Here is a 21,078-nt window from a genome sequence, read left to right as displayed (position 1 = left end):
AACTAACGTTGAACGGAGGCCGGCGAATGCCTTTTCGTATTACCCAAAATATGATGAATACGCAGCTGTTGCGCAACTTAAACAATAACGCCATGCAGATGGACAAGCTGCAAAATCAGCTTTCGACAGGAAGGCGCATCAATAAGCCATCCGACGATCCTGTAGGAATCAGTTTTGCCATGAGGTACAGAAGCGATCTTTCTGCTAATGACCAGTATCAGTCGAATACCGATGCAGGGCTGTCCTGGCTTTCTTATGCGGATACAATGATGGATCAGGCGGGAAGCGTCGTTCAGCGGCTTCGTGAGCTGGCTGTAACAGCTGCTAATGGCACAAACCCTCAGCAATCGTTGGATATTATGAAGCAGGAAGTCAATCAATTGTACGAACAAATGGTGGATATCGGGAATAGCCAGTTTAACGGAAAATATGTGTTTAATGGCCAAATGACCGATACGAAACCGTATACGCTCGATGGGGCTAAAGACGAAGCTACGGATGACGCGCTCATACTGTTTGAAATAGGGGCGGGCGTCAGAATTCCGGTTAATGTGACAGGCAATCATGTGTTCGGCAAACCTGAGGACGAAGATAACATGTTCAGTGTATTCGGAGAGTTCTCGGAGGTGCTTACGGAAGGGGATTTCAGCAAGATCAGCGATATGATCGGGAAAATCGAATCACGTATGACCAAGATGCTTGATGTCAGGTCCGACATCGGCGCCAAAACGAATCGGATCGAGCTCGCTGAAGCCCGTCTGAAAGATATTTCCCTCAACGTGTCCGAGCTCCAGTCCAAAACCGAAGATGCCGACATGGCTATCGTCATTACGAATTTGAAGATGAACGAAAATGTGTACCAGGCTTCATTGTCAACGGGATCCAAGCTGATCCAGCCGAGCCTGCTTGATTTCCTGAGGTAATTCATAAAGTTTCTATACGAACCCGGATAGAGGTGTAAAATCGATGCCGTCCATTCCCCAAATTCAAATCAGGCAGCAGTATGCGCGTATCGGTATCGATGCCGATTTGGGGCAATACACGATGAAGCAGCCTCGTCCGACGTTCGAATTGGAGCAGCCCAAAGCAAAGCTGACGATCCGGCAGCCCCGTGGGGAGATGGATATCGATCAGACGAAAGCGTGGGATGCTTTGGCCCGGACTAATATTCTAGAGGTAATGAACCGGATATATAGCCAAGCCAAGGATATTGCCCTTCAAGGAATTGCTAAAATCGTGGAAGATGGCAACAGGATGGCTGCGATTCATAAAAGCAGTGCCGATGCATTTGCCGAATTGGCCGGAGATGTCCGGGTTAGCTTTCCGGAAATGCAGTACGCCGGTGAGGCTTCTTACGACAATGTCGACGTTTTCTACACCGCCAGGAAGCCGGAGATTGAAGCCGAGCCTGGTCAAGTCCGCTTAAATTCGCATCCGAATTGGCCGGAAGTGGAATACAACAGAGGAAAGCTGGACATATATATGCAGCAATACGGCAAGGTGGATATTATTCCGCCTGAGGTTGATGTAAGGGTATAGGATGTTTACAATAACTATGGATGGTTGCATCTGTAGTTTTTTTGTTTTTGTACGGACGAGAAAGAATAAGGAGTGTATCGATATATGATTATCCAAACGCTGCGATTCGGCGAACTGGATGTTCAGCCGGAGAACATGATTTCGTTCGAGCAAGGGCTTCCGGGATTTGAGCAGCTGCGTCTCTTTTCCATTTTGACCCCCGATCCGGAGCTGCCCTTCTCCTTTATGCAATCGATGGAGGATGGAAATGTAGCTTTTGTCATCGTGAACCCCTTTCTATTCTACCCCCATTACGAGTTTGAGCTGCCTGAAGAAGTGCAAGACAGCCTGAAGCTGGAAAGGGATCAGGATGTCGCGGTATGGGCCATCGTATCGCTAAAAGAAGAGATGGCCGCTTCGACCCTCAATTTGCTTGCGCCGGTCATTATTAACATGAAGGAAGGTCTAGGGAAGCAATGCATCCTGCATGGCAGCGGTTATACGACCAAGCACCCGCTCGCGGCTCCGGTGGAAGCGGAGAAGGGAAAGGAAGTGGGGGATACGCATGCTCGTATTGACACGTAAAAAGGGCGAGTCCATTATGATCGGGGATCATATAGAGGTAGTCGTTCTCGGGAGCGAGGGGGACTCGGTTAAAATTGGAATTAAGGCGCCGATATCTGTACAAGTCTATCGAAGCGAGATCTATGAAATGATTCAACAATCGAACCAGGAAGCGACAATATCCGTGCCCAGTATAGAGGAATTGAGCAAATGGAAGAATAATACCGCGAAAAATGAAGGAAACGATAGATAAACATGCTTTTATTCGATTAAAACGCCAATATTAATCATATATTGGTTGTTTTTGTTTTAATTCGTGCTGAACATATGGAAGACTATTATCCGATATATACATAAGGTGCTGTTTCTGTCCGGGCGGCCGACCTGGCAAGCAGCCCAACCAATCTCCCACAAGGATGTGGGGATCATTTCAAGGAGGAAGAAAAATGAGAATTAATCACAACATTGCGGCACTGAATACTCATCGTCAGCTGACCGGCAACACAGGCGCTACCAGCAAGTCTTTGGAAAAACTGTCTTCGGGCTTCCGCATCAACCGCGCGGCTGATGACGCAGCGGGTCTTGCGATTTCCGAAAAAATGCGCGGCCAAATCCGCGGTTTGGATCAAGCATCCCGCAACGCACAAGACAGCATCTCGCTGATCCAAACGGCTGAAGGCGCAATGAGCACGACTCACAATATCCTGCAACGTATGCGTGAACTTGCAGTTCAAGCATCCAATGATACGTCGACCGACTCCGACCGCGCGCAACTGCAAAAGGAAATTACGCAGCTTAAAGGCGAGATCGACCGTATTTCGAGCACGACTGAGTTCAACACTAAGAAATTGTTGAATGGCAGCTTGAGCGCTTCCAAAGCTTTGCAAGGGACCGTTGCCAATTCCAACATTATCGATGCTGCAGACACGGCTGCAACGTCGGCTGCATCCAAAGCAGGTTACGGTATTGACTTGAGCAATGTAACGAACGGTAAAGCAGGAACCGGTTATAGCGAAACAGGCGGCGCTGCGCTGGCTGATCGTACGATCATTATTGCCGGGGCCAATGATAAGTTCGACATCGAAATTAATGGAACCACGTATTCTGGCGTTACGATCGAAGCAAGCTCCGCTAACGGGTATACGAAGGAAGAGTTCAAAACAGCATTGAATAATGCCGTGCAAAATGCTGTTGGTTCCGGAGCGTGGTCAAATGAGTATAACCGCGTATCTTTTTCTGTAGATAATGGTAATTTGAAAGTAACGACGACTGCTACGGGTGTTGGCTATAGCGGTGCAAGCATCAAGGTTAGCATCACCGCTCCGGCTGCGAGCGGTGTTGGATCGGCTACGTCAGCAATGGGCTTCACTGCAAAACATGTGACAATTACTGGCGACAAAAAGTTTGCTACCAGCAATGTAACGTCCCAAGGTGGTAGCGGTAACGTTATTGCATATAAAATCGGCAATTTGAGTGGTTCCGTAACCTTGGATCCGACTTTGATCGGTTCGGGCAAGGCACATACGATTGATGATTATCAAAAAGCTATTCAACTTGCGTTTGACGAAAAGCTTGGTAAAGATGCAATTAAGGTTGGCATCGATAATGGCGCACTGACTTTGAAAAACAATGTAGGGGCCGATGGTTTTCAGATTTTAACTGGTGCTTTTGCGGACTCTATCGGACTTGGAAGCAAAACGGCGAGTGCCGAGTCTCAGGCCTCGATCGTGAAAGTAAAAGGTACTGAAACGGTAATCGGCAATACTGGTGGCACTACCATCGTAGCTGGGGCAAATGACAAGTTCAATATCAGTGTTGACGGAGGCAGCAACGTTACCGTTACACTGAAAGCAGGACAATACAAAACAGCCCAATCGCTGGTTGATGAAGTTAACAATCAACTCAATGCTAATAACGATTTGGTCGGAAAAGTATCGGCATCTTTGCAGGACGGTAAAGTCGTATTCAAGTCGAATAAGACGGGTGCCGCTTCTGACGTAGAATTGTCCAAGCCAACAGCGAATGCACAGTCAGCGCTTGCCGCTCTCGGCTACGCTGGTTCGGCTGCTGGCATCACGGCTACCGGTTCCGGTTCCAACATTCTTAACGGTCTCAATCTTAATGCTTCTGGTGGTGTGGCTCAGTTTAACGTAACGCTCGGCAATAAGACCGTTACGATTGATTTGACTAATCAAGCTATTATTAAAAACAGTGCAAGTGGCGCAGCGGCCGTCTCCTCTAGAGACGCTATTGTAAAGGCACTGCAAGCTGAATTGGACAAAGCATTCGGCGCCAATGCTCTCACGGTTGACACCATTAATACGGCTGGCAGCAGTAAGCTTTCGATTACGAACAATGTACGTGGTGCTACTTTCCAAGTTGCTGATGGATCGGGACAAGCTGGCGCAGCAACCTTGTTTGGCGGCGACAAGACTGCTCTTGTAGCAACTGATGGCAACAATGTGAAAGTGAATGGCGAAGATGCGAAGACCAACGTCTTGAGCAATGATACCTTGCTTACCACTCTGGCCGATTCCGATGGAAACAATCTCGGTCTAACAAATGGCAATGTAATCAAAATCACCGGTACACAAGGTGGTAAAGGATTCTCTACTTCTGTAACAGTTGGCGAAAATTCCAGTATTGCTGATGTGTTGAATTCCTTGCGCAGCTTGGATCAATTTGCTGGCTCGACCGTCTCTCTTGATGCGACCAAAGGTACAATCGTTGTAAAAGGTGCGGATGGAGCAACTCATGATATTTCCAACTTGTCTTTTGCAGCTCAAAAGTCCTCTACGGATACAACGCTTGTAACGAACTTCAATCGCGTATTCGGATCGTTTAATACGACTCAAGAAGCGCAAAACGGCAGCTCCGACAAGTCGCTTACGATGCAAATCGGTGCGAACCAAGGACAAACGCTTCAAGTTGACATTAATGACGTAGGCGTTAACGCACTTCGTCTGCAAGATGTGGATGTATCTACATCGACCGGCGCTCAAACGGCTATCAGCGTAATCAACAACGCACTTGAGACGGTTTCGACCGAGCGCGCTAAGTTGGGTGCTTATCAAAACCGCTTGGAGCACACAATCAGCAACCTGGGAACGTCTTCCGAAAACCTGACTGCTTCCGAATCCCGTATTCGCGACGTAGATATGGCGAAGGAAATGATGGATTTCACCAAGAACAACATTCTTTCTCAAGCAGCACAAGCGATGCTTGCTCAAGCGAACCAACAACCTCAAGGCGTACTGCAATTGCTTCGTTAATATCCTTTTCTCTGAACCACGAGGAATCCTACATGGATTCCTCGTTTTTTTGTTAACATTCCGATTCAATATGCCGATAAATATAATAGAGCCAAAATGAACTATTGGAGGTTATCCGGTTGCAGCTGACTATACGGGATCACACAAAATTTTTCGAAAACGCCCCAACGCTTGGTCAATGCATGTCCTATATAGAGGAATATACTTCAAAACATGACTTAATCATTCAGTACTTAATTTTTGATGGCAGAGCTATTCACGAACGGTTTGAAGATACATTTATAGAGATGGGCCCTATAGATCAGTTCGAGGTGGTTACACAAACGGTCATCGAGGCTAAACAAGAACTAAAGTTGCAAATGCAACAGTACTTGAAAAGAGCAATTCCTTTGATTCAGTCCTTATCGGAGCAGTTTTGTACCGCCCCTGAAGCAAAATCTTGGTCTTCACTTAATGAGCTATTGGAAGCCATAGAATGGCTGCTGAATTCAAGAGCTTATTCGACAGCAGATTTTGTGGTGACAGTTGATTCTTTGGCAGAACTGCTTGAATCTTTGCATATAGCCATGACCAATTCGGATTATGGCCTAATAAGCGATATTTTACAATACGAGTTAGTTGATATTTTTAATCAATTATTGAAGGTGTTAGAGAGGGAACAGGAGGAAGTAAAGAAATGATAATGGTTGATAACCTGATCTTGATGAAGAGGCGGTTCCCGGAAGTTCTCTCTCTTCTGAACCAGTTTGAAGACCGGAGTAGTCTGGATGCTATTCCGGTAATCGAATCTAAAAAGGGATTGCCGACGGTACAAATTCAGGCGGAAGGCAAGAGCAATTTTCTTCACAGCAAGTATGACCCGTATCAAGAAGCTGTTCAATGGGTTGACAAGTTTGAGAATGAAATCAAAACGTATAATCATATTTTTGTATATGGTATTGGTTTTGGATACCATGTAGAAGAATTAATGAACCGATTCCCGGATGCTGAGTTTACGTTGTATGAGCCGGATTTCCACATTTTTTATAACTATGTATCTAATCGAAATCTCAAACATATGCCGATGAAGCGTGTCAAACATTTATTTGTCGAATATATCCCAATGATGTCAGAGGTATATCTTAAGCACTTTGTGGAAAGTTCGCATGCACAGGCATATTTATTTATTCACCCCGTGTATGAGCGCGTTTATTTGGATAAGACTAGGACATTTATAGAGCTGTTTAAAAAGATGGTCCATCAATATACGAAACATTTGGCGATCAATACCCGTTATGAGAGGCTTTGGACTATTAACAGTATGAGCAATTTTGTTAAAGTTCTAGATACTCCGAGCGTGTTCCATCTTGATCGTTCCGTTTTTGAGAAGAAGCCTGTGGTCATGGTCGCAGCAGGCCCTTCTTTGCAGGATGAATTTGAGAACCTGCGGTTCATCAAAGAGCACAAACTTGCGTATATCATATCCATCGGTTCAGCCAATAGGGCGTTGCTGGCCAATGGAATTCTTCCGGACGCTGTAACAACTTATGACCCCAACGCAAGCAACGCGGGTGTTTTTCAGGAGTTCTTCGAAAAGCAAATCGATACGGTTCCGATGATTTTTGGGAGCAGTGTAGGTTATCGAACATTACCGGGTTTTAAAGGACCACTGCTGCATATGGTAACTAGCCAAGATACAGTCGGTGCATACTTATTGAAGGACCAGAAAATTACTGAAAAGAACGAAATTTTGTCGGATGCTCCGACGATTGCCGTAGTCACGCTAGAATTGCTGTATAAGCTCGGTTGCGGGCGTGTTATTTTGGTCGGTCAAAATTTTGGCTACCGGGATAACCAGTATTACTCGCAAGGGATAAATTATGAGCATAGGCCCACGCAACTATCCGATAAAGAGCAACAGGAGTTATTCGATGTTGAAGCTGCGGATGGCGGCTTCGTTAAGACTACTGAAACGCATAACAGTGGCAGGTTCCAAATGGAAGGATATTTGGAGAAATTCGAGGGCATGGAAGTTATTAACACAACTCGAGGTGGTGCAAAGATTCGTGGCACCGACTTTGAATGCTTGGAAGATGTAATTAAGACAAGGTTATCTGAAGCTGCGGTTGTTTCCAACTGGCATAACCGTATAGTTCATTATTATAATGTGGACTCAATCAAACAGAGGGCAGATGAATTACAAAAAAATTACAATGAGTTACCGGAGCTATTAAATGAAATTACAAAATGCATTAAGAAGTTGAATACGCTCATCCACTATCAAGAAGCTAAGCAATTCGAAAAGGTTTACGGTAAATTGGACGCTCATGTTAAAAATATGCACCGAAACATATTTTTTGATGTCATTGTCAAACCCATGATTCGAAATGAGTTTGAATTATTTCAGAAAGATATCACCCAGATACGATTTGAGACAGACCTTTCTGGGAAAGCAAGCAAAGTAGTATCTTTATTTGGGAGTCTAATCTATGAAATATATCATGTGCTCGAATCCGTAGCGGATCTATACGCTCATTTGAATCAATATATTGTACACAGTAGCCGTGTTGAACTACAAGAAAATTGACACCAAAAAAGACCAGTATATCCATTCGGATTCTGGTCCTTTTTGGTTTAGTCGGGTGATAGCGAACCTTTTCAAGTTAAAGTTTGTCCTTATGTTCTAATATCAATTCGCAAAGTTCTCGTACGCAACCCTGGCCGCCTTTTTGAACGCAGATATACTTCACAAAGCTTTTTAAAGACGGGTGCCCGTCGTACGGTGTCGCAGACAAATGGATATGCTTTAAAGCATCCAAGTCATTGACGTCATCCCCGATGTAGGCTGAACGATTATAACTGAATTGTCCATGCTCAGCAAAAAAATCATCCAAAAAATCTTTTTTATTTTTTACGCCCATAAACAAATAGTCGACTTTCAACTTCTTTGCTCGTCGTGCTACTAGTTCATTATCCTCCGATGTAAGAAGCATAACCCGTAGACCGGCTTCTCGCAGCAGTTCGAAACCTTTTCCGTCTCTTGTATTGAACTTCTTTAATTCGCTTCCGTCATCAGAATAATACATGCCAGCATCCGTTAAAACGCCGTCTACATCACAAATAAGCAAGTTAATGGATGAGAAATCGATTGTATTATTTAATGTGTTTTTTAGCCGATTGTATTTCAACTGCTCAGCAATAAGCCAATCCGTCGTTTCGTCTATTTCAAAATAAGTATCATCTTCCATTTCGTATAAAGTAGCCTTACCAGATATTCTGCAGCGATGGTCCAAAAGATTTTGGCGAGAGGTAATATAAAATGCCCCATTTTCCACCAGTTGCCCTGCCCACTCCTGCCTACGTGGTCGGCGGGTAGGGTCATAATTGAGGGGAGTCCCAAAGCCGCTCTCATTTGTACCCCAGAGAAATCGTTTTTGGCGCACAACGGAAAGACAACTGTCAGCTTGTTTCTCCATGTATAGACTAATTCCTTCTTCAAGATGTCTGCTTTCTAAAAGGGGCGAGGTTGCTTGAATCAGAACGATATGATCGAATGGAAATTGCCTAGCGAATTCAAGCATAACCGATTCGGTTGATGCTGTATCTGTCGCCGTCTCCTCATTCCTATCAATCACTTGTACTTTAGGTAACTGGAATTGTTCTACTGTGTCACGAATAGCGGCACTATCCGTAGATACATAAACATGCGTGATACTGGGACAATCCGATGCCGCTTTTACTGTCCAATAAACAAGGGGTTTTCCACAAAAAGACTGAATATTTTTTAGGGGGATGCTTTTGCTCCCGCCTCTGACAGGTATAAATGCATGGTATTGGTTCATTATTTATTCTCTCTTTTAAGTTTTTTTCGCTGCACTTTTTCCACATCCAATATGTCTTCTCTTTTGTAAGTAAGCGCTTTGGTGACGTTTCTTAAATCGCGCACAAGTTTTGCCATACCACCCGGTTCCAAGCTTGCGGCATGGTCGGTCCCTTTCCATGTACGATCGAGTGTGAAATGTCTTTCGAAGTAGGTAGCCCCCAGAGTTAGGGCAGCTATATCGGCAGCAATACCTAAGTGGTGTCCGGAGAAGCCCACAGCCTTAACTTTATCTCCGTATTGCTCAATTAATCGTCTGATATCCAATAACGACAGATCTTCAAAAGCGACAGGATATCCTGAAACACAAGAGTAGATGACCAGATCTTGATTTCGTTTCTCATCTTGGAAAAACTCAATAATTTGTTGTTCTTCTTTTGGCGATGTCATGCCAAACGATAAATGAATTTCCCCACCATAATTGCGAGTCAAATAAGATAAAAGTTCGAAGTTTAAGTTACAGGCGGAAGGAATTTTAATATGCTCCGGATTCAAGGCTGCGATTTCTTTGGCTGATGTTAAATCCCAGACGGATGTGCTGTATATAATATTATGTTCATTACAAATTTCAAGTAACCTGTGGTGCTGATCGACTGAAAATTCTAAAAACTCCCGATGCTCTCCATAAGTAGTTCCATATGAATTCGAGGGGTTAGGATGCACAGCATGGTACTCTTCTTCAGTCAATAACTCTTTGGAGTGACGCTTTTGAAATTTAACGGCATCCGCCTTGCAGTAGTGCGCAGCGACTTTGATCAACTCTTCAGCTATTTCAAACTCACCTTTATGATTGCAGCCGATTTCGGCAATAATGAAGGGCTTTTTTTGCATATTCATATGTAGTGATCTCCTTTTATATCTTCTGAGTTTGATTTATCGCAAGCTCATTGTAACAAAACTAATTGGAAACTAGCAATAAAGGAATTGTCAATTTAAAACATTTAAAAACCACTAACAAACCATCTTCCATCTTCCGATAACAGTAATAGAAATGTAACTTTGGAGGAGCTTTTTAAATGGAGAGTCCATCCCAATCGGTAGGTAATGGTTCGTCCAATGTTCCGTCGGTGCCTTCTCAACTATCCATGATCCATACAGCCAAAGATTTGAAGAGAGCCGAAATACAGGGGGAAAACGTTCCAGTCAGCGACGAGCAATTGATCAAGGCCATTGACAGAGCCATCAAGGCGTCGCAAGGATCGGAAACCGAGCTTGATTTCTCTGTCCATAAAGAAACAAAACAGATTATGGTCAAAGTGTTGGAGAAAGAAACAGGCAAGGTGATTCGCGAAATCCCGCAGGAAAAGATGCTTGATTTTGTAGCCAAGCTTTGGGAAATGGCAGGCATTATGATCGACGAACGCAGGTAGATTCGGGAAAGGTGGTGCACGCGGAAAATGCGTATAGCCGGTTTGTCAGGATTTGACGTAGATGGCACAGTTGCGAAATTGATGCAGGCGCAGCGGATTCCCTTGGACACGCTCACGAAGAAGAAGCAGTCGACGGAATGGCGCCGGGACGCTTACCGAGACATCAATTTGAAGATGACCGATTTTCGCAACAACAAGCTGTTCAATTTCAAGGCGGAAGGCACGTTTAACAAAAAGACCATTTCCGTATCGGGCAATGCCGAGGCGGTGACGGCCAAGGCGACGGCTTCGGCCACGACGGGAACCATCTCCGTGCAAGTCAAGGAGATTGCGGTAGCCGCGTCTAATTTCAGCGAAGGCGAGGTTACGAAGGATGGTTTCGACCGCACCAAAACGCTGCTTTCGCAAAGCGAGAAGCTGACGAACGGCTCCGTCATTCCCGCAGCCTATACGTTCGAGATCAACGGCAAGGAGATCAAGGTCGATCCGGCCAAAGAATCGCTGAATGATGTGATCGCCAAAATCAACCGCGAGTCGAATGTGACGGCTTATTTTGACGCCACCAGCAAACGGTTGTCGTTTACAGCCAAAGAAACCGGCTTAACGAACGGCTCGGATAAAGATGGCAAGTATATTACTTTCAAGGACAAGACGGGCAATTTCTTCGAATCGCTGGCGCAAGTGCACACGGACGGAGATAATAAGAAGGATGGCAAGAACGCAAGTGTCGTCATCAACGGCCTGGAGACAACGCGTACGAGCAATACGATCACGGTCAACGGAATCGAAGTGACGCTGAACAAAGCAGGCGGTAGCGCGGCCATTATAACGCCTCAGACGAATCCGGACGAAATTATGGAGTCGGTCAAAAAGTTCGTTGCCGATTACAACGAGACGCTGGAAATGCTGCAGAAGAAGGTGACGGAGGTCAAGGACCGCGATTACGAGCCGTTGACCGACGAGCAGAAAGAGTCTTTGTCCGAGAAGCAGATCGAGAAGTGGGAAGAGAAGGCGAAGAACGGGCAGCTTCGCAACGATCCGATTTTGACCTCGCTCATCAGCAGCATGCGCAGCATCGCCACCGGCCTGGTCAATACGGGCAACCCTAAAATCCGCTCGCTGGCAGACATCGGCATCAAGACGGGGCAGTTTTTCGAGAATGGCAAGCTGTACGTAGAAAGCGAGGAAAAGCTGCGGGAGGCGATCGAGAGCGACCCGGAGGCGGTCAAGGCTCTCTTTACGCAGGACGCGGTACCGGGCGGATCCGGGACGGAAGTCGGGTTGGGCGAGCGGTTGTACGACAAATTAAAGCTCGGCACCGATGAGCTGACCAAAAAAGCCGGACTTCCCTCCATCAGCAATGACGACAGCCGCCTGGCCAAAGAAATTTACGATATATCCGCGCTTATTTCCAAGCAGCAGAAGCGGCTTGAGGCTCTGGAGAAGAGCTATTACACCAAGTTCTCGTCCATGGAGGCGGCTTTGAACCGCTACAACTCGCAATCGCAATACTTGGCAAACCAATTCGGCGGCAGTTCGAAATAAGGGGGATATTCCGTGATAACTCCACAGACTAACAAGTACCTGGAAAACTCCGTCCAGACGGCCTCACCCGCTCAATTGCTCATTATGCTGTGCGATGCAGGCATACGGTTCTGCAAATTAAGTATAGAGGACATCAAGAATAACGAGTTGCTTACAGCCAATGAACATATTAAAAAGGTACAAGATATTATTAGCGAATTCGTGATTACCCTGGATCAAAGCTCTCCTCTTGCCGACGGCTTGCTGCGGCTGTACGATTATTTCTTGTACCGGCTGATTCAAGCGAATATGAAGAAAGAGATCGAACCGATCCAAGAAGTAATGGGGTTTCTTGGCGAGCTGAAGGAAACGTGGATTCAGGCAGCCCGTCAATTAAATGCACCAAAGACCGGGGCGCAGCATGGATGAGATTTTGAAACGGCTGGAGGTTCTAACCTCGCAGACCGTATCCAATCTGCATCTGCTCAATGAGGAACAATTGGCCGCTTTTGTCGAGGAACGGGAGCAGCTCATCGATTCCATTAAATCGCTGCAACCGACCGCGGAGCAAAGCGCTGTGTTTAGCGAGCGCGTAAAGGCTATTCTCCAGTACGATTCCGTCCTTGTACAACGGATGACGGAAGTTCAACTTCAAGGCCAAGCCGAGATGAATCGAATTCAGAATGCCAAAAAACAAAAGATGTTATATGACTCTGAATACAGCATGGGCAGTGTCATGTTCGATAAACGTAAATAAAATTAAATGAGGACAACAGCTTGCCGCCTTTATAGGTCGGGAAGCTGTTTTTGTTGTTGCTTTTATACTCCCCAAGAGAACTCAAAATGAGGTGTTTGAGGTACCCAGATCGTTCCGTTCGCGATGGGATCGATGTGCACTGCTCTGATCGGCTAATATAGGCTCGTTCTACGGTAAATCTCTTGAATACAACCTAACAACTACCCTGTGGATAATGTGCATAACTCTGTTAATAACTAATGAAAACAAGCTTTCATAATGTGAACGGTTTGTAAATAGCCAAATTTTCTAGCAATTTGCTCTAGTAAAACTTAGGTGTTTTTTAGCCGTTTCGGTATCGCTTTCACGTTGACAATAAGCGGGCCGGATGGTATAGTCAGGGTGTGGGCACAGCCTGCAGCTATTTGAAGATGAAGGGAATGTTTTGCATGCAAGGTAAAGTTAAATGGTTCAACGCAGAGAAGGGCTATGGATTCATCGAGCGCGAAGACGGCGGAGACGTATTCGTTCATTTCTCGGCAATCCAATCGGACGGCTTCAAGACTTTGGAAGAAGGTCAAGCCGTAGAATTCGACATCGTGGAAGGCGCACGCGGTCCGCAAGCAGCTAACGTCGTAAAATTATAATCAACACGGCTGTCAGCCGCGATTGAATATATACGCTAGCAGCGAAGACGCCCCGGGTAACCGGGGTGTCTTTTTTGCATGCTTCGACAACGGTTCGACACCGTTTTGTCAATAGTTATCAGAAAATACAAAACATTTTGAATTATTGTAAAGTTTTTTTGAAGTGGGCGGGCAAATATGATATAGTGAGAGTAAGAAAAACAACCGCATTCGACCCGAACCGGGGACGGACAGGCGGGGCGTTTTTCCCGATAAAGATCTTTGTTCTCCACTGTCTGCTAGCGTGGAAGCAAACATGCTTTATCCATATGAAAGGAGCTGTTGGACAATGAACTTTACCATTCGCGGTCAAAACTTGCTGCTCACCGACGCTCTCAAAGATTATGCGGCAAAAAAAATCGGAAGGCTGGAAAGGTACTTTGAAGCTGCTCCCACCTCAGATGTGACGGTCACGTTAAGCGTACTCAAAAATATGCAAACCGTCGAGGTGACCATCCCTTTACCCGGCACCATGCTCCGGGCCGAAGTTCGAAGTGAGGATATGTACGCCTCGATTGATCTCGTTACGGAGAAGCTGGAGCGGCAAATCCGCAAGCACAAAACAAAAGCGAATCGTAAGTTCCGTCAGGACGGAATCCGCACATTGTTCAAGGAAAGTTACGACAGCTCCACCGCTGTTCGCTATTTGGATGAAGAAGAAGATTCGGAATTGGTGCGCACGAAGCGCTTCAACTTAAAGCCGATGGATGTGGAAGAAGCGATTTTGCAAATGAATATGGTCGGCCACAGCTTCTTCGTATTTGCCAACTCGGATTCCAAGGAAGTGAATGTCGTCTACCGTAGGAACGATGGCAAATACGGCTTGATCGAACCCGATTGAGCGTATAGCATAAGCACTTTTATGACATTGTACATGTTGAACATATAAGACGTAAGGAAGTATAGCTGCATAATGGTTTGGCCAAACTGAAAAAACGACCGGCTTCCGCCGGACAACAAGCGCGATCCTGAAACGGATTGCGCTTTTCTGCGTAATAACAAGAAAGGGCAAGGAGGTTCGAAAGAGTGGAAGACAAGCCGGCTAAACGCAAGGGCGGCGGGTGGGTATTCGGTGCAGCCGGGATTTTCTTGCTCAGCAAAGCGAAGGCCCTGTTGGCCCTGTTAAAATTCAGCAAGTTCGGTTCCGCCTTGATCAGCATGCTGGTTACGGTATGGGCGTATACGATCGTATTTCCGGTGCAGGTTGCCGTCGGTTTGGTCGTAATGGTGTTTATCCATGAGATGGGACATGTATTTGCCGCCAAGCGCAAAGGCTTGCCGGTAAGCGTCCCTTTCTTCATTCCGTTCGTGGGGGCGGCGATCATGATGAAGCGCCATCCGCGCGATGCGGTGACGGAGGCCTACATCGCCTACGGGGGTCCGCTGATCGGTACGTTGGGCGCTACAATCGCATTGGCGATCGGCTGGTTCGGTCTGCAGGGAGACGGCGGGGCCGGATGGTACGTGTGGATCGTCATCGCCAAAATCGGCTTTATGATTAATTTGTTTAACCTGCTGCCCATGCAGCCGCTGGACGGGGGACGCATTGCCTCGGCGGTCAGCCGGTGGCTGTGGATCGTCGGTTTGATCGGCGGAGCGCTGTGCATCGTCTTTTTGAATGCATGGATTCTGATTATTTTCTGGCTGTTGTTCGCCTACGATTTATATAAGAAGTACATCCGCAAAGTAAAAGGTCCGCCGGCCAAAGAAATGATCATGTGGACGACCCCTCTACAGCCATTGCTGGACGACGGGTACTTTATTCCGGGGGAAGAGCATCGGAGGGAACTTCCGTTCACGACGTACTGCACGACCGATGGCGTTCAACGGATCGAAGTGAAGTGGGACTCGTTGGGGCTGGAACATACGGCCGATCTGAAGGGGCAGCTGTTGATCGAGAAGGCGGAGGTAATCCGTGTCGTTCGGAAAACCGACGATGAGGAGCCACGGCTTGTCATAGTTGTCGCCATCCAAGGCCATACTCATGAAAGCGACAGTTATTACGACGTGCCCTCCCGTACGAGACTCGGTTATGGCTTGGCTTACTTCGGTCTCGCCGCCTATTTGATCTTCATGATGTGGGGCGTCGCTCAGATGGGCATTCCTGCGTTAAACTAACGCTTTTAAGAAGCAGAGGGGAACGAACCCGATTGTTGCGGCAATGAGCGCAAACTGATACAATTTATGCAAACCCGATTAATCGGCAAAAAGGGACTATTCTTACACCCATCCCGTACGTTCGGGACGATCGACACAGCAGTAAAAGCGGCTCTCAGGGCCGACCGATAGCCGGTCGTTATTCATGGACAGGTTATGCGGGCTGGTGTGCCGGACAGCGAACTACGTATAGCGAAAGGGGTTCTCGCATGCTAGGACTCGTAAAAAAAATATTTGGCGATACGAACGACCGCGAAATCAAGCGACTGCTGCGGACCGTTGAAGTGATCAACGGGCTGGAGCCGGAAATCAAGAAACTGACCGATGACGGATTGCGTGACAAAACAGCGGAATTCCGTTCGAGAATCGAACAAGGAGAAGAACTGGACGAGCTTCTGCCGGAAGCGTTCGCCGTCGTGCGCGAAGCGTCGTTCAGAACGCTTGGCAAGCGGCATTACGATGTGCAATTGATCGGTGGCATGGTGCTCCATGAAGGTAAAATTGCGGAGATGCGCACCGGGGAGGGCAAGACGCTCGTCGGTACATTGCCGGTCTATTTGAACGCTCTGTCGGGCAAAGGCGTCCATGTCGTCACGGTCAACGAATATTTGGCCGGACGCGACAGCGCGGAGATGGGAAGAATTTATGAGTTTCTCGGGATGACCGTCGGGGTCAACCTGAACTACTTGTCGCACAGCGAAAAGCAGGCGGCTTATGCATGCGACATCACGTACGGAACAAATAACGAGTTCGGATTCGACTACTTGCGCGACAACATGGTGCTGTACAAGGAACAAATGGTGCAGCGTCCTCTGTTCTACTCGGTCATTGACGAAGTCGACTCCATTCTGGTCGACGAAGCGAGAACGCCGCTTATTATCTCTGGACAAGCCGCCAAATCGACCGACCTGTACTACACGGCAGACCGGTTTGTGAAACGGTTGACGCAAGAAGAGGACTACGTTGTCGATATTAAGGTGCGTGCCGTCAACTTGACCGACGCCGGCGCTGCCAAAGCGGAGAAAACGTTCGGTATCGAGAATTTGTACGATCATGCCAATGTCACTTTGAACCACCATATTTCGCAGGCGTTGAAAGCTCACGTTATTATGAAGCGCGATGTCGATTACGTCGTGCAGGACGAAGAGGTTATCATCGTCGACGAATTTACGGGGCGGCTCATGGTGGGCCGTCGGTATAGCGACGGGCTGCACCAAGCGATTGAAGCCAAGGAACAGATCAAGGTGCAAAACGAAAGCATGACGCTCGCCACGATCACGCTGCAAAATTACTTCCGTATGTACCGCAAGCTGTCCGGGATGACCGGTACGGCGAAGACCGAGGAAGAAGAGCTGAAGAAAATTTACGGTCTTGAGGTTATTGTCGTTCCGACGAACAGGCCGATGGTCCGGAACGATATGCCGGATGTCGTATACAAAAGCGTAAACGGTAAATTCAAGGCGTCTGTGGAACAAATTGTCGAGCGGCACAAGAAAGGCCAGCCGGTTCTGGTCGGCACCGTATCGATCGAAAACTCGGAAAGACTGTCCGAGCTGCTGAAGAAAAAAGGCGTTCCCCATAAAGTTTTGAATGCCAAGCATCATGCGGCTGAAGCCGAGATCGTGTCTCAAGCCGGCCAGCATGGCGCGGTAACGATCGCCACCAACATGGCCGGTCGAGGTACCGACATCATGTTGGGAGACGGAGTTGCCGATCTTGGCGGTCTGCATATTATAGGTACAGAAAGACACGAAAGCCGCCGGATCGACAATCAGCTGCGCGGACGTGCGGGACGTCAAGGCGATCCGGGCTCGTCGCAGTTTTACTTGTCCATGGAAGATGAGTTGATGCGCCGGTTCGGTGCGGAAAACATTATGGGCATGATGGAAAGAATCGGCTTCGAGGAAGACCAGCCGATCGAGAGCAAGCTCATTACACGGGCGATCGAGTCGGCTCAGAAGCGGGTCGAGGGTAACAACTTCGATACACGGAAAGTCGTCCTGCAGTACGACGATGTCATGAACCAGCAGCGTGAAATTATTTACAAGCAGCGCCGTGAAGTGCTGGGGCATGACAATATTAAAGAAATCACGCTCGATATGATTATGCCGGTAGTGGAGCGGATCGTCAAAGCGCATACCCCGGAAGATCAAGTTCCGGAAGAGTGGGACTTGGCCGCCATTGCCGAATATGCCAACACGACGTTCCTCGACGAGGGACACTTGACGTCCGAAGAGTTATGGGCCAAGGAGCGCGACGAAGTCATCGAGCATATCCAAAACCTGGTCAAGGAGCTATACGATCAGCGCGAGCAGGAGATGGGCGTCGAGACGATGCGCGAGTTCGAGAAGGTCGTCGTCTTGCGTGCGGTAGACAGCAAATGGATGGACCATATCGACGCGATGGAGCAGCTGCGTCAAGGAATTCATTTGCGCGCCTACGGCGGAACCGACCCTTTGCGCGAATACCAGTTCGAAGGCTTCGAAATGTTCCAGGAAATGATCGAGAGCATTCAGGAAGAAGTATCCAAATACATCATGAAGGCTCACGTCGAATCCAACCTGGAGCGTCAAGTCGTGGCTGAAGGGCAGGCCGTCGATCCGAAGGCGGAAGAGGAAGGTAAGCAGCCGGTCCGCACCGAGGATAAGATCGGCCGCAACGATCCTTGTCCTTGCGGAAGCGGCAAAAAATATAAGCAATGCCACGGCAAATAAGCGCTGACGCTTGTATGATCAAGCGCAATTGCCCGGCAAGAAAATGCGCCTCCTGATCGATAACGCGATGGCGCGGGCAGCGACTCCTTGAAGACCGTCCCTGTTGACTAGGGGACGGCACGCTTCTTGCGGGTCACATCCCGCACTCGTGTGCCAGGAGGCTTGCCTTTTGCCGGAAATACCGGCAGATGTACAATACTTGAAGAGGTGATCGTCCTTATGTTGGAAGCAGATGTAAAACAAGATTTACGAGAAGTGGCGAAACGTATCCAAGACCTTAGGGGGTCTCTTTGACTTAGATCTGAAGCTCGAGCAGATCGGCAATTATGAAGAAAAGATGGCCGCCCCGGATTTTTGGGACGACAACGAGAAAGCGCAGAAAGTCATCGGCGAGATGAATGCGGTCAAGTCGGTAGTCGATGAGTTTCAAGGACTGGCCGGTTCTTATGACGATATCGAAGTGATGCTGGAACTGGCGGAGGAGGAAGGCGACGATAGTCTTGCAGACGATCTCACGGCAAGCATCCGCGACCTTCATGCCAAGCTGCAAAGCTTTGAGCTCCAATTGCTGTTGAACCAGCCGTACGACAAGTACGATTGCATTTTGGAGCTTCATCCGGGCGCCGGCGGAACGGAGTCGCAGGACTGGGCGGATCTGCTGCTGCGCATGTATCGGCGTTACGCGGAGAAGCAAGGCTACAAGGTCGAGCTGCTCGACTATTTGCCGGGCGACGAGGCGGGCGTCAAGAGCGTTACGCTGTCCATCAAGGGTCATAACGCCTACGGCTATTTAAAGGCCGAGAAGGGCGTCCACCGCCTTGTACGGATCTCGCCGTTCGACGCTTCCGGACGCCGGCATACCTCGTTCGTATCGTGCGACGTGGTACCGGAAATCGAAGAGGACGTTGAAGTGGAAATCCGTACGGAGGATTTGCGGGTCGATACGTACCGCGCCAGCGGAGCGGGCGGCCAGCACGTCAACCGGACGGAATCGGCAGTACGGATTACGCATATTCCGAGCGGTATCGTCGTGGCGTGCCAGTTGGAAAGATCGCAGATTCAGAACCGCGAACGGGCGATGAAAATGCTCCGCTCCAAGCTCTACGAGAAGAAGCTGGAAGAGCAGGCAAAGCATTTGGCCGAAATTCGCGGCGAGCAATCGGAAATCGCGTGGGGCAGTCAAATTCGTTCCTATGTGTTCCATCCGTACAGCATGGTCAAAGACCATCGGACCCAGGCGGAGACCGGTAATGTGCAGGCTGTCATGGACGGGGAGTTGGAGCCTTTTATCGATGCTTATTTGCGTCAACAAATAAAACCGGACGAAGCTTAAATATTTAAGCTCCGGAACGTTTATCCTACACGTAGAAGTGTAGGATTTTTTTATTCCGACACGCAACGGGACCGCGGATTTTTCCCGCAAAAGGCTCATATCATGACTGGAACGGGAAAGGAGGGCGTCGATGCGTCGCAAACAACCGGTGCTGCGGATTGGAGGCCCGCTGCATCAAACGATCGAATATACGCTGCTGTTGGCAGGCTGTCTGATGATTGCGCTCAGCTTTAATTTTTTTCTAAATCCGAATCAGATCGCCTCCGGCGGCGTATCGGGCATATCCACGATCATCCAGCAGCTGTTCGGAATCGAGCCGGCGGTGATGCAGTGGGTGCTTAACATCCCGTTGTTTATTTTGGGCATGCTGTTTCTCGGCGGGCAGTTCGGTCTGAAGACGGCGATCGCGTCGGTCGTGCTTCCTTTATTCGTGCTGCTGACCCGAGATCTGGAGCCGTTGACGACGAATGCGCTGTTGGCTACCATCTATGGGGGCCTGGGTATCGGGGCCGGCCTGGGCATCGTTTTTCGCGGCAGAGGGTCTACAGGCGGGATCGATTCGGCCGCTCAACTGATTCACCGCTGGACCGGTATCGGTTACGGCATTGCGGTAGCGATGCTCGATGGGGCGGTTATTTTGACGGCGGGGATCGTGTTTTCTCCGGAAAAGGCGCTTTATGCCTTGATCGGGCTGTTCGTCACGACGAAGACGATCGATGTCGTACAAACCGGCTTCCGCTATTCCAAGGTCGCCTTTATTATAAGCAAAGAAGTGGAGGGCATCCGTCAGGCGGTGCTGTTCGAGCTGGACCGCGGCTTGACGCTGCTGGACGGACGCGGAGGGTATTCAGGGGAAGAGCGCCCGACGCTCATGGTCGTGGTCAGCCAGACGGAAGTGACCCGGCTAAAAACGCTTGTCCGTGCAGTAGACCCGAACGCGTTTTTAATACTGGCCGATGCCAATGAGGTGCTGGGAGAAGGATTTAAGCCGAACGGTCAGTAAGCATTGATCACAATAAAGTCTGGGACGCGGCGAAACTGGGACGAATAGCGGAGCTGCTGGAACAGCCGTTTGCCCCTTAGGCGTGAACGGTCTGTCGGATCTCAGAATGCAGGCACAATCAAAAAAGTACCCCGCAGTGGAAAGGAATGCTCCTGCTGTCGGGGTATTCTTCATGGCGACTAATCCAGGAATGAGACAAACTGCCGAACGATGTTTGAACATGACGACCGCCTAGGCCCGGCTGACTCACAAATTTCTCACAAAATCAGGCGCTGCGGGCGATGAAATTGCGCCGACCAAGATCCGGCTATTGCAGTTGCCGGCAATATTCCGTATGATCGA

19 protein-coding genes and 1 pseudogene are annotated in these 21,078 nt (G+C 48.3%); 18 read left to right on the top strand and 2 right to left on the bottom strand.

The features are described from left to right. Window positions 1-26: 26 nt before the first annotated feature. The 8 genes and pseudogenes from flgL to ABD796_RS32700 all read left to right on the top strand — a co-directional run bounded on the left by flgL (window position 27) and on the right by ABD796_RS32700 (window position 7,920). Complete coding sequence (flgL, locus tag ABD796_RS32735) at window positions 27-923, top strand: flagellar hook-associated protein FlgL (protein ID WP_344916445.1); 897 nt, start codon at window positions 27-29, stop codon at window positions 921-923. Window positions 924-966: 43 nt separating this feature from the next. Further along, on the top strand, window positions 967-1,539 hold the full coding sequence (locus ABD796_RS32730; RefSeq protein ID WP_344916444.1) for a DUF6470 family protein: 573 nt from the start codon (window positions 967-969) through the stop codon (window positions 1,537-1,539). 84 nt (window positions 1,540-1,623) lie between these two features. After that, entirely contained in the window at window positions 1,624-2,103 is a 480-nt protein-coding gene (fliW, locus tag ABD796_RS32725) for a flagellar assembly protein FliW (RefSeq protein ID WP_344916442.1), read from the top strand. Then, window positions 2,084-2,335 carry a carbon storage regulator CsrA gene (gene csrA / locus ABD796_RS32720; RefSeq protein WP_344916440.1) on the top strand — a complete coding sequence of 84 codons (252 nt, stop codon included), beginning with the start codon at window positions 2,084-2,086 and terminating at the stop codon, window positions 2,333-2,335. Before fliW ends, csrA begins: the two co-directional genes overlap by 20 nt. Window positions 2,336-2,528: 193 nt before the next feature. Further along, window positions 2,529-2,949, top strand: a pseudogene (locus ABD796_RS35825) (flagellin N-terminal helical domain-containing protein); the annotation flags it as partial. Window positions 2,950-3,440: 491 nt separating this feature from the next. Further along, window positions 3,441-5,354: a flagellin gene (locus ABD796_RS32710; protein ID WP_344916609.1), complete on the top strand. Its 1,914-nt coding sequence runs from the start codon at window positions 3,441-3,443 to the stop codon at window positions 5,352-5,354. A 119-nt stretch (window positions 5,355-5,473) separates the two neighbouring features. Then, on the top strand, window positions 5,474-6,034 hold the full coding sequence (locus ABD796_RS32705) for a hypothetical protein (RefSeq protein ID WP_344916438.1): 561 nt from the start codon (window positions 5,474-5,476) through the stop codon (window positions 6,032-6,034). Beyond that, window positions 6,031-7,920: a motility associated factor glycosyltransferase family protein gene (locus ABD796_RS32700; RefSeq protein WP_344916436.1), complete on the top strand. Its 1,890-nt coding sequence runs from the start codon at window positions 6,031-6,033 to the stop codon at window positions 7,918-7,920. The genes ABD796_RS32705 and ABD796_RS32700 overlap by 4 nt, the downstream gene beginning before the upstream one ends. Before the next feature lie 76 nt (window positions 7,921-7,996). Here ABD796_RS32700 and ABD796_RS32695 read toward each other — a convergent pair whose 3' ends face one another. Both ABD796_RS32695 and ABD796_RS32690 read right to left on the bottom strand, forming a co-directional pair. Continuing rightward, window positions 7,997-9,175 carry a cytidylyltransferase domain-containing protein gene (locus ABD796_RS32695; protein ID WP_344916434.1) on the bottom strand — a complete coding sequence of 393 codons (1,179 nt, stop codon included), beginning with the start codon at window positions 9,173-9,175 and terminating at the stop codon, window positions 7,997-7,999. Further along, the gene (locus ABD796_RS32690) at window positions 9,175-10,050 is read right to left on the bottom strand and encodes an N-acetylneuraminate synthase family protein (protein ID WP_344916432.1); all 876 of its coding nucleotides are present in this window, start codon (window positions 10,048-10,050) and stop codon (window positions 9,175-9,177) included. The genes ABD796_RS32695 and ABD796_RS32690 overlap by 1 nt, the downstream gene beginning before the upstream one ends. A 179-nt stretch (window positions 10,051-10,229) precedes the next feature. On the opposite strand from ABD796_RS32690, the gene ABD796_RS32685 reads away from it, so the two are divergent. From ABD796_RS32685 to ABD796_RS32640, 10 genes are all read left to right on the top strand, one after another. Then, a complete protein-coding gene (locus ABD796_RS32685) occupies window positions 10,230-10,583 on the top strand; it encodes a flagellar protein FlaG (protein ID WP_344916431.1) in 354 nt (117 codons plus the stop codon). A gap of 27 nt (window positions 10,584-10,610) precedes the next feature. Next, entirely contained in the window at window positions 10,611-12,128 is a 1,518-nt protein-coding gene (fliD, locus tag ABD796_RS32680) for a flagellar filament capping protein FliD (protein ID WP_344916429.1), read from the top strand. A gap of 12 nt (window positions 12,129-12,140) precedes the next feature. Then, window positions 12,141-12,536 carry a flagellar export chaperone FliS gene (fliS, locus tag ABD796_RS32675; RefSeq protein ID WP_344916427.1) on the top strand — a complete coding sequence of 132 codons (396 nt, stop codon included), beginning with the start codon at window positions 12,141-12,143 and terminating at the stop codon, window positions 12,534-12,536. After that, window positions 12,529-12,864, top strand: coding sequence for a flagellar protein FliT (fliT, locus tag ABD796_RS32670; protein WP_344916425.1), 336 nt, complete (start codon window positions 12,529-12,531; stop codon window positions 12,862-12,864). Before fliS ends, fliT begins: the two co-directional genes overlap by 8 nt. Window positions 12,865-13,292: 428 nt before the next feature. Continuing rightward, entirely contained in the window at window positions 13,293-13,490 is a 198-nt protein-coding gene (locus ABD796_RS32665; RefSeq protein WP_344916423.1) for a cold shock domain-containing protein, read from the top strand. A gap of 328 nt (window positions 13,491-13,818) precedes the next feature. Further along, entirely contained in the window at window positions 13,819-14,370 is a 552-nt protein-coding gene (gene hpf / locus ABD796_RS32660) for a ribosome hibernation-promoting factor, HPF/YfiA family (RefSeq protein WP_344916421.1), read from the top strand. Between the two features lie 185 nt (window positions 14,371-14,555). Then, complete coding sequence (locus ABD796_RS32655; RefSeq protein ID WP_344916419.1) at window positions 14,556-15,647, top strand: site-2 protease family protein; 1,092 nt, start codon at window positions 14,556-14,558, stop codon at window positions 15,645-15,647. A gap of 248 nt (window positions 15,648-15,895) precedes the next feature. Further along, entirely contained in the window at window positions 15,896-18,400 is a 2,505-nt protein-coding gene (gene secA / locus ABD796_RS32650) for a preprotein translocase subunit SecA (RefSeq protein ID WP_379120936.1), read from the top strand. Window positions 18,401-18,619: 219 nt separating this feature from the next. Beyond that, window positions 18,620-19,733, top strand: a protein-coding gene (gene prfB / locus ABD796_RS32645; protein WP_344916417.1) for a peptide chain release factor 2 whose coding sequence is annotated in 2 segments (ribosomal slippage) — window positions 18,620-18,691 and window positions 18,693-19,733 — 1,113 coding nt in all. Because the reading frame shifts where the segments join, the coding sequence is not laid out codon by codon here. A gap of 130 nt (window positions 19,734-19,863) precedes the next feature. Next, window positions 19,864-20,736 (top strand): YitT family protein, encoded by an 873-nt coding sequence (locus tag ABD796_RS32640; protein WP_344916415.1) that lies wholly within the window; start codon window positions 19,864-19,866, stop codon window positions 20,734-20,736. Window positions 20,737-21,078: the final 342 nt, after the last annotated feature.

Source organism: Paenibacillus hodogayensis (assembly GCF_039536325.1).
Taxonomy (GTDB): Bacteria; Bacillota; Bacilli; order Paenibacillales; family NBRC-103111; genus Paenibacillus_AB; species Paenibacillus_AB hodogayensis.
The sequence above is the reverse complement of the archived record's forward strand: the minus strand, read 5'-3'. Positions and strand labels throughout refer to the sequence as shown.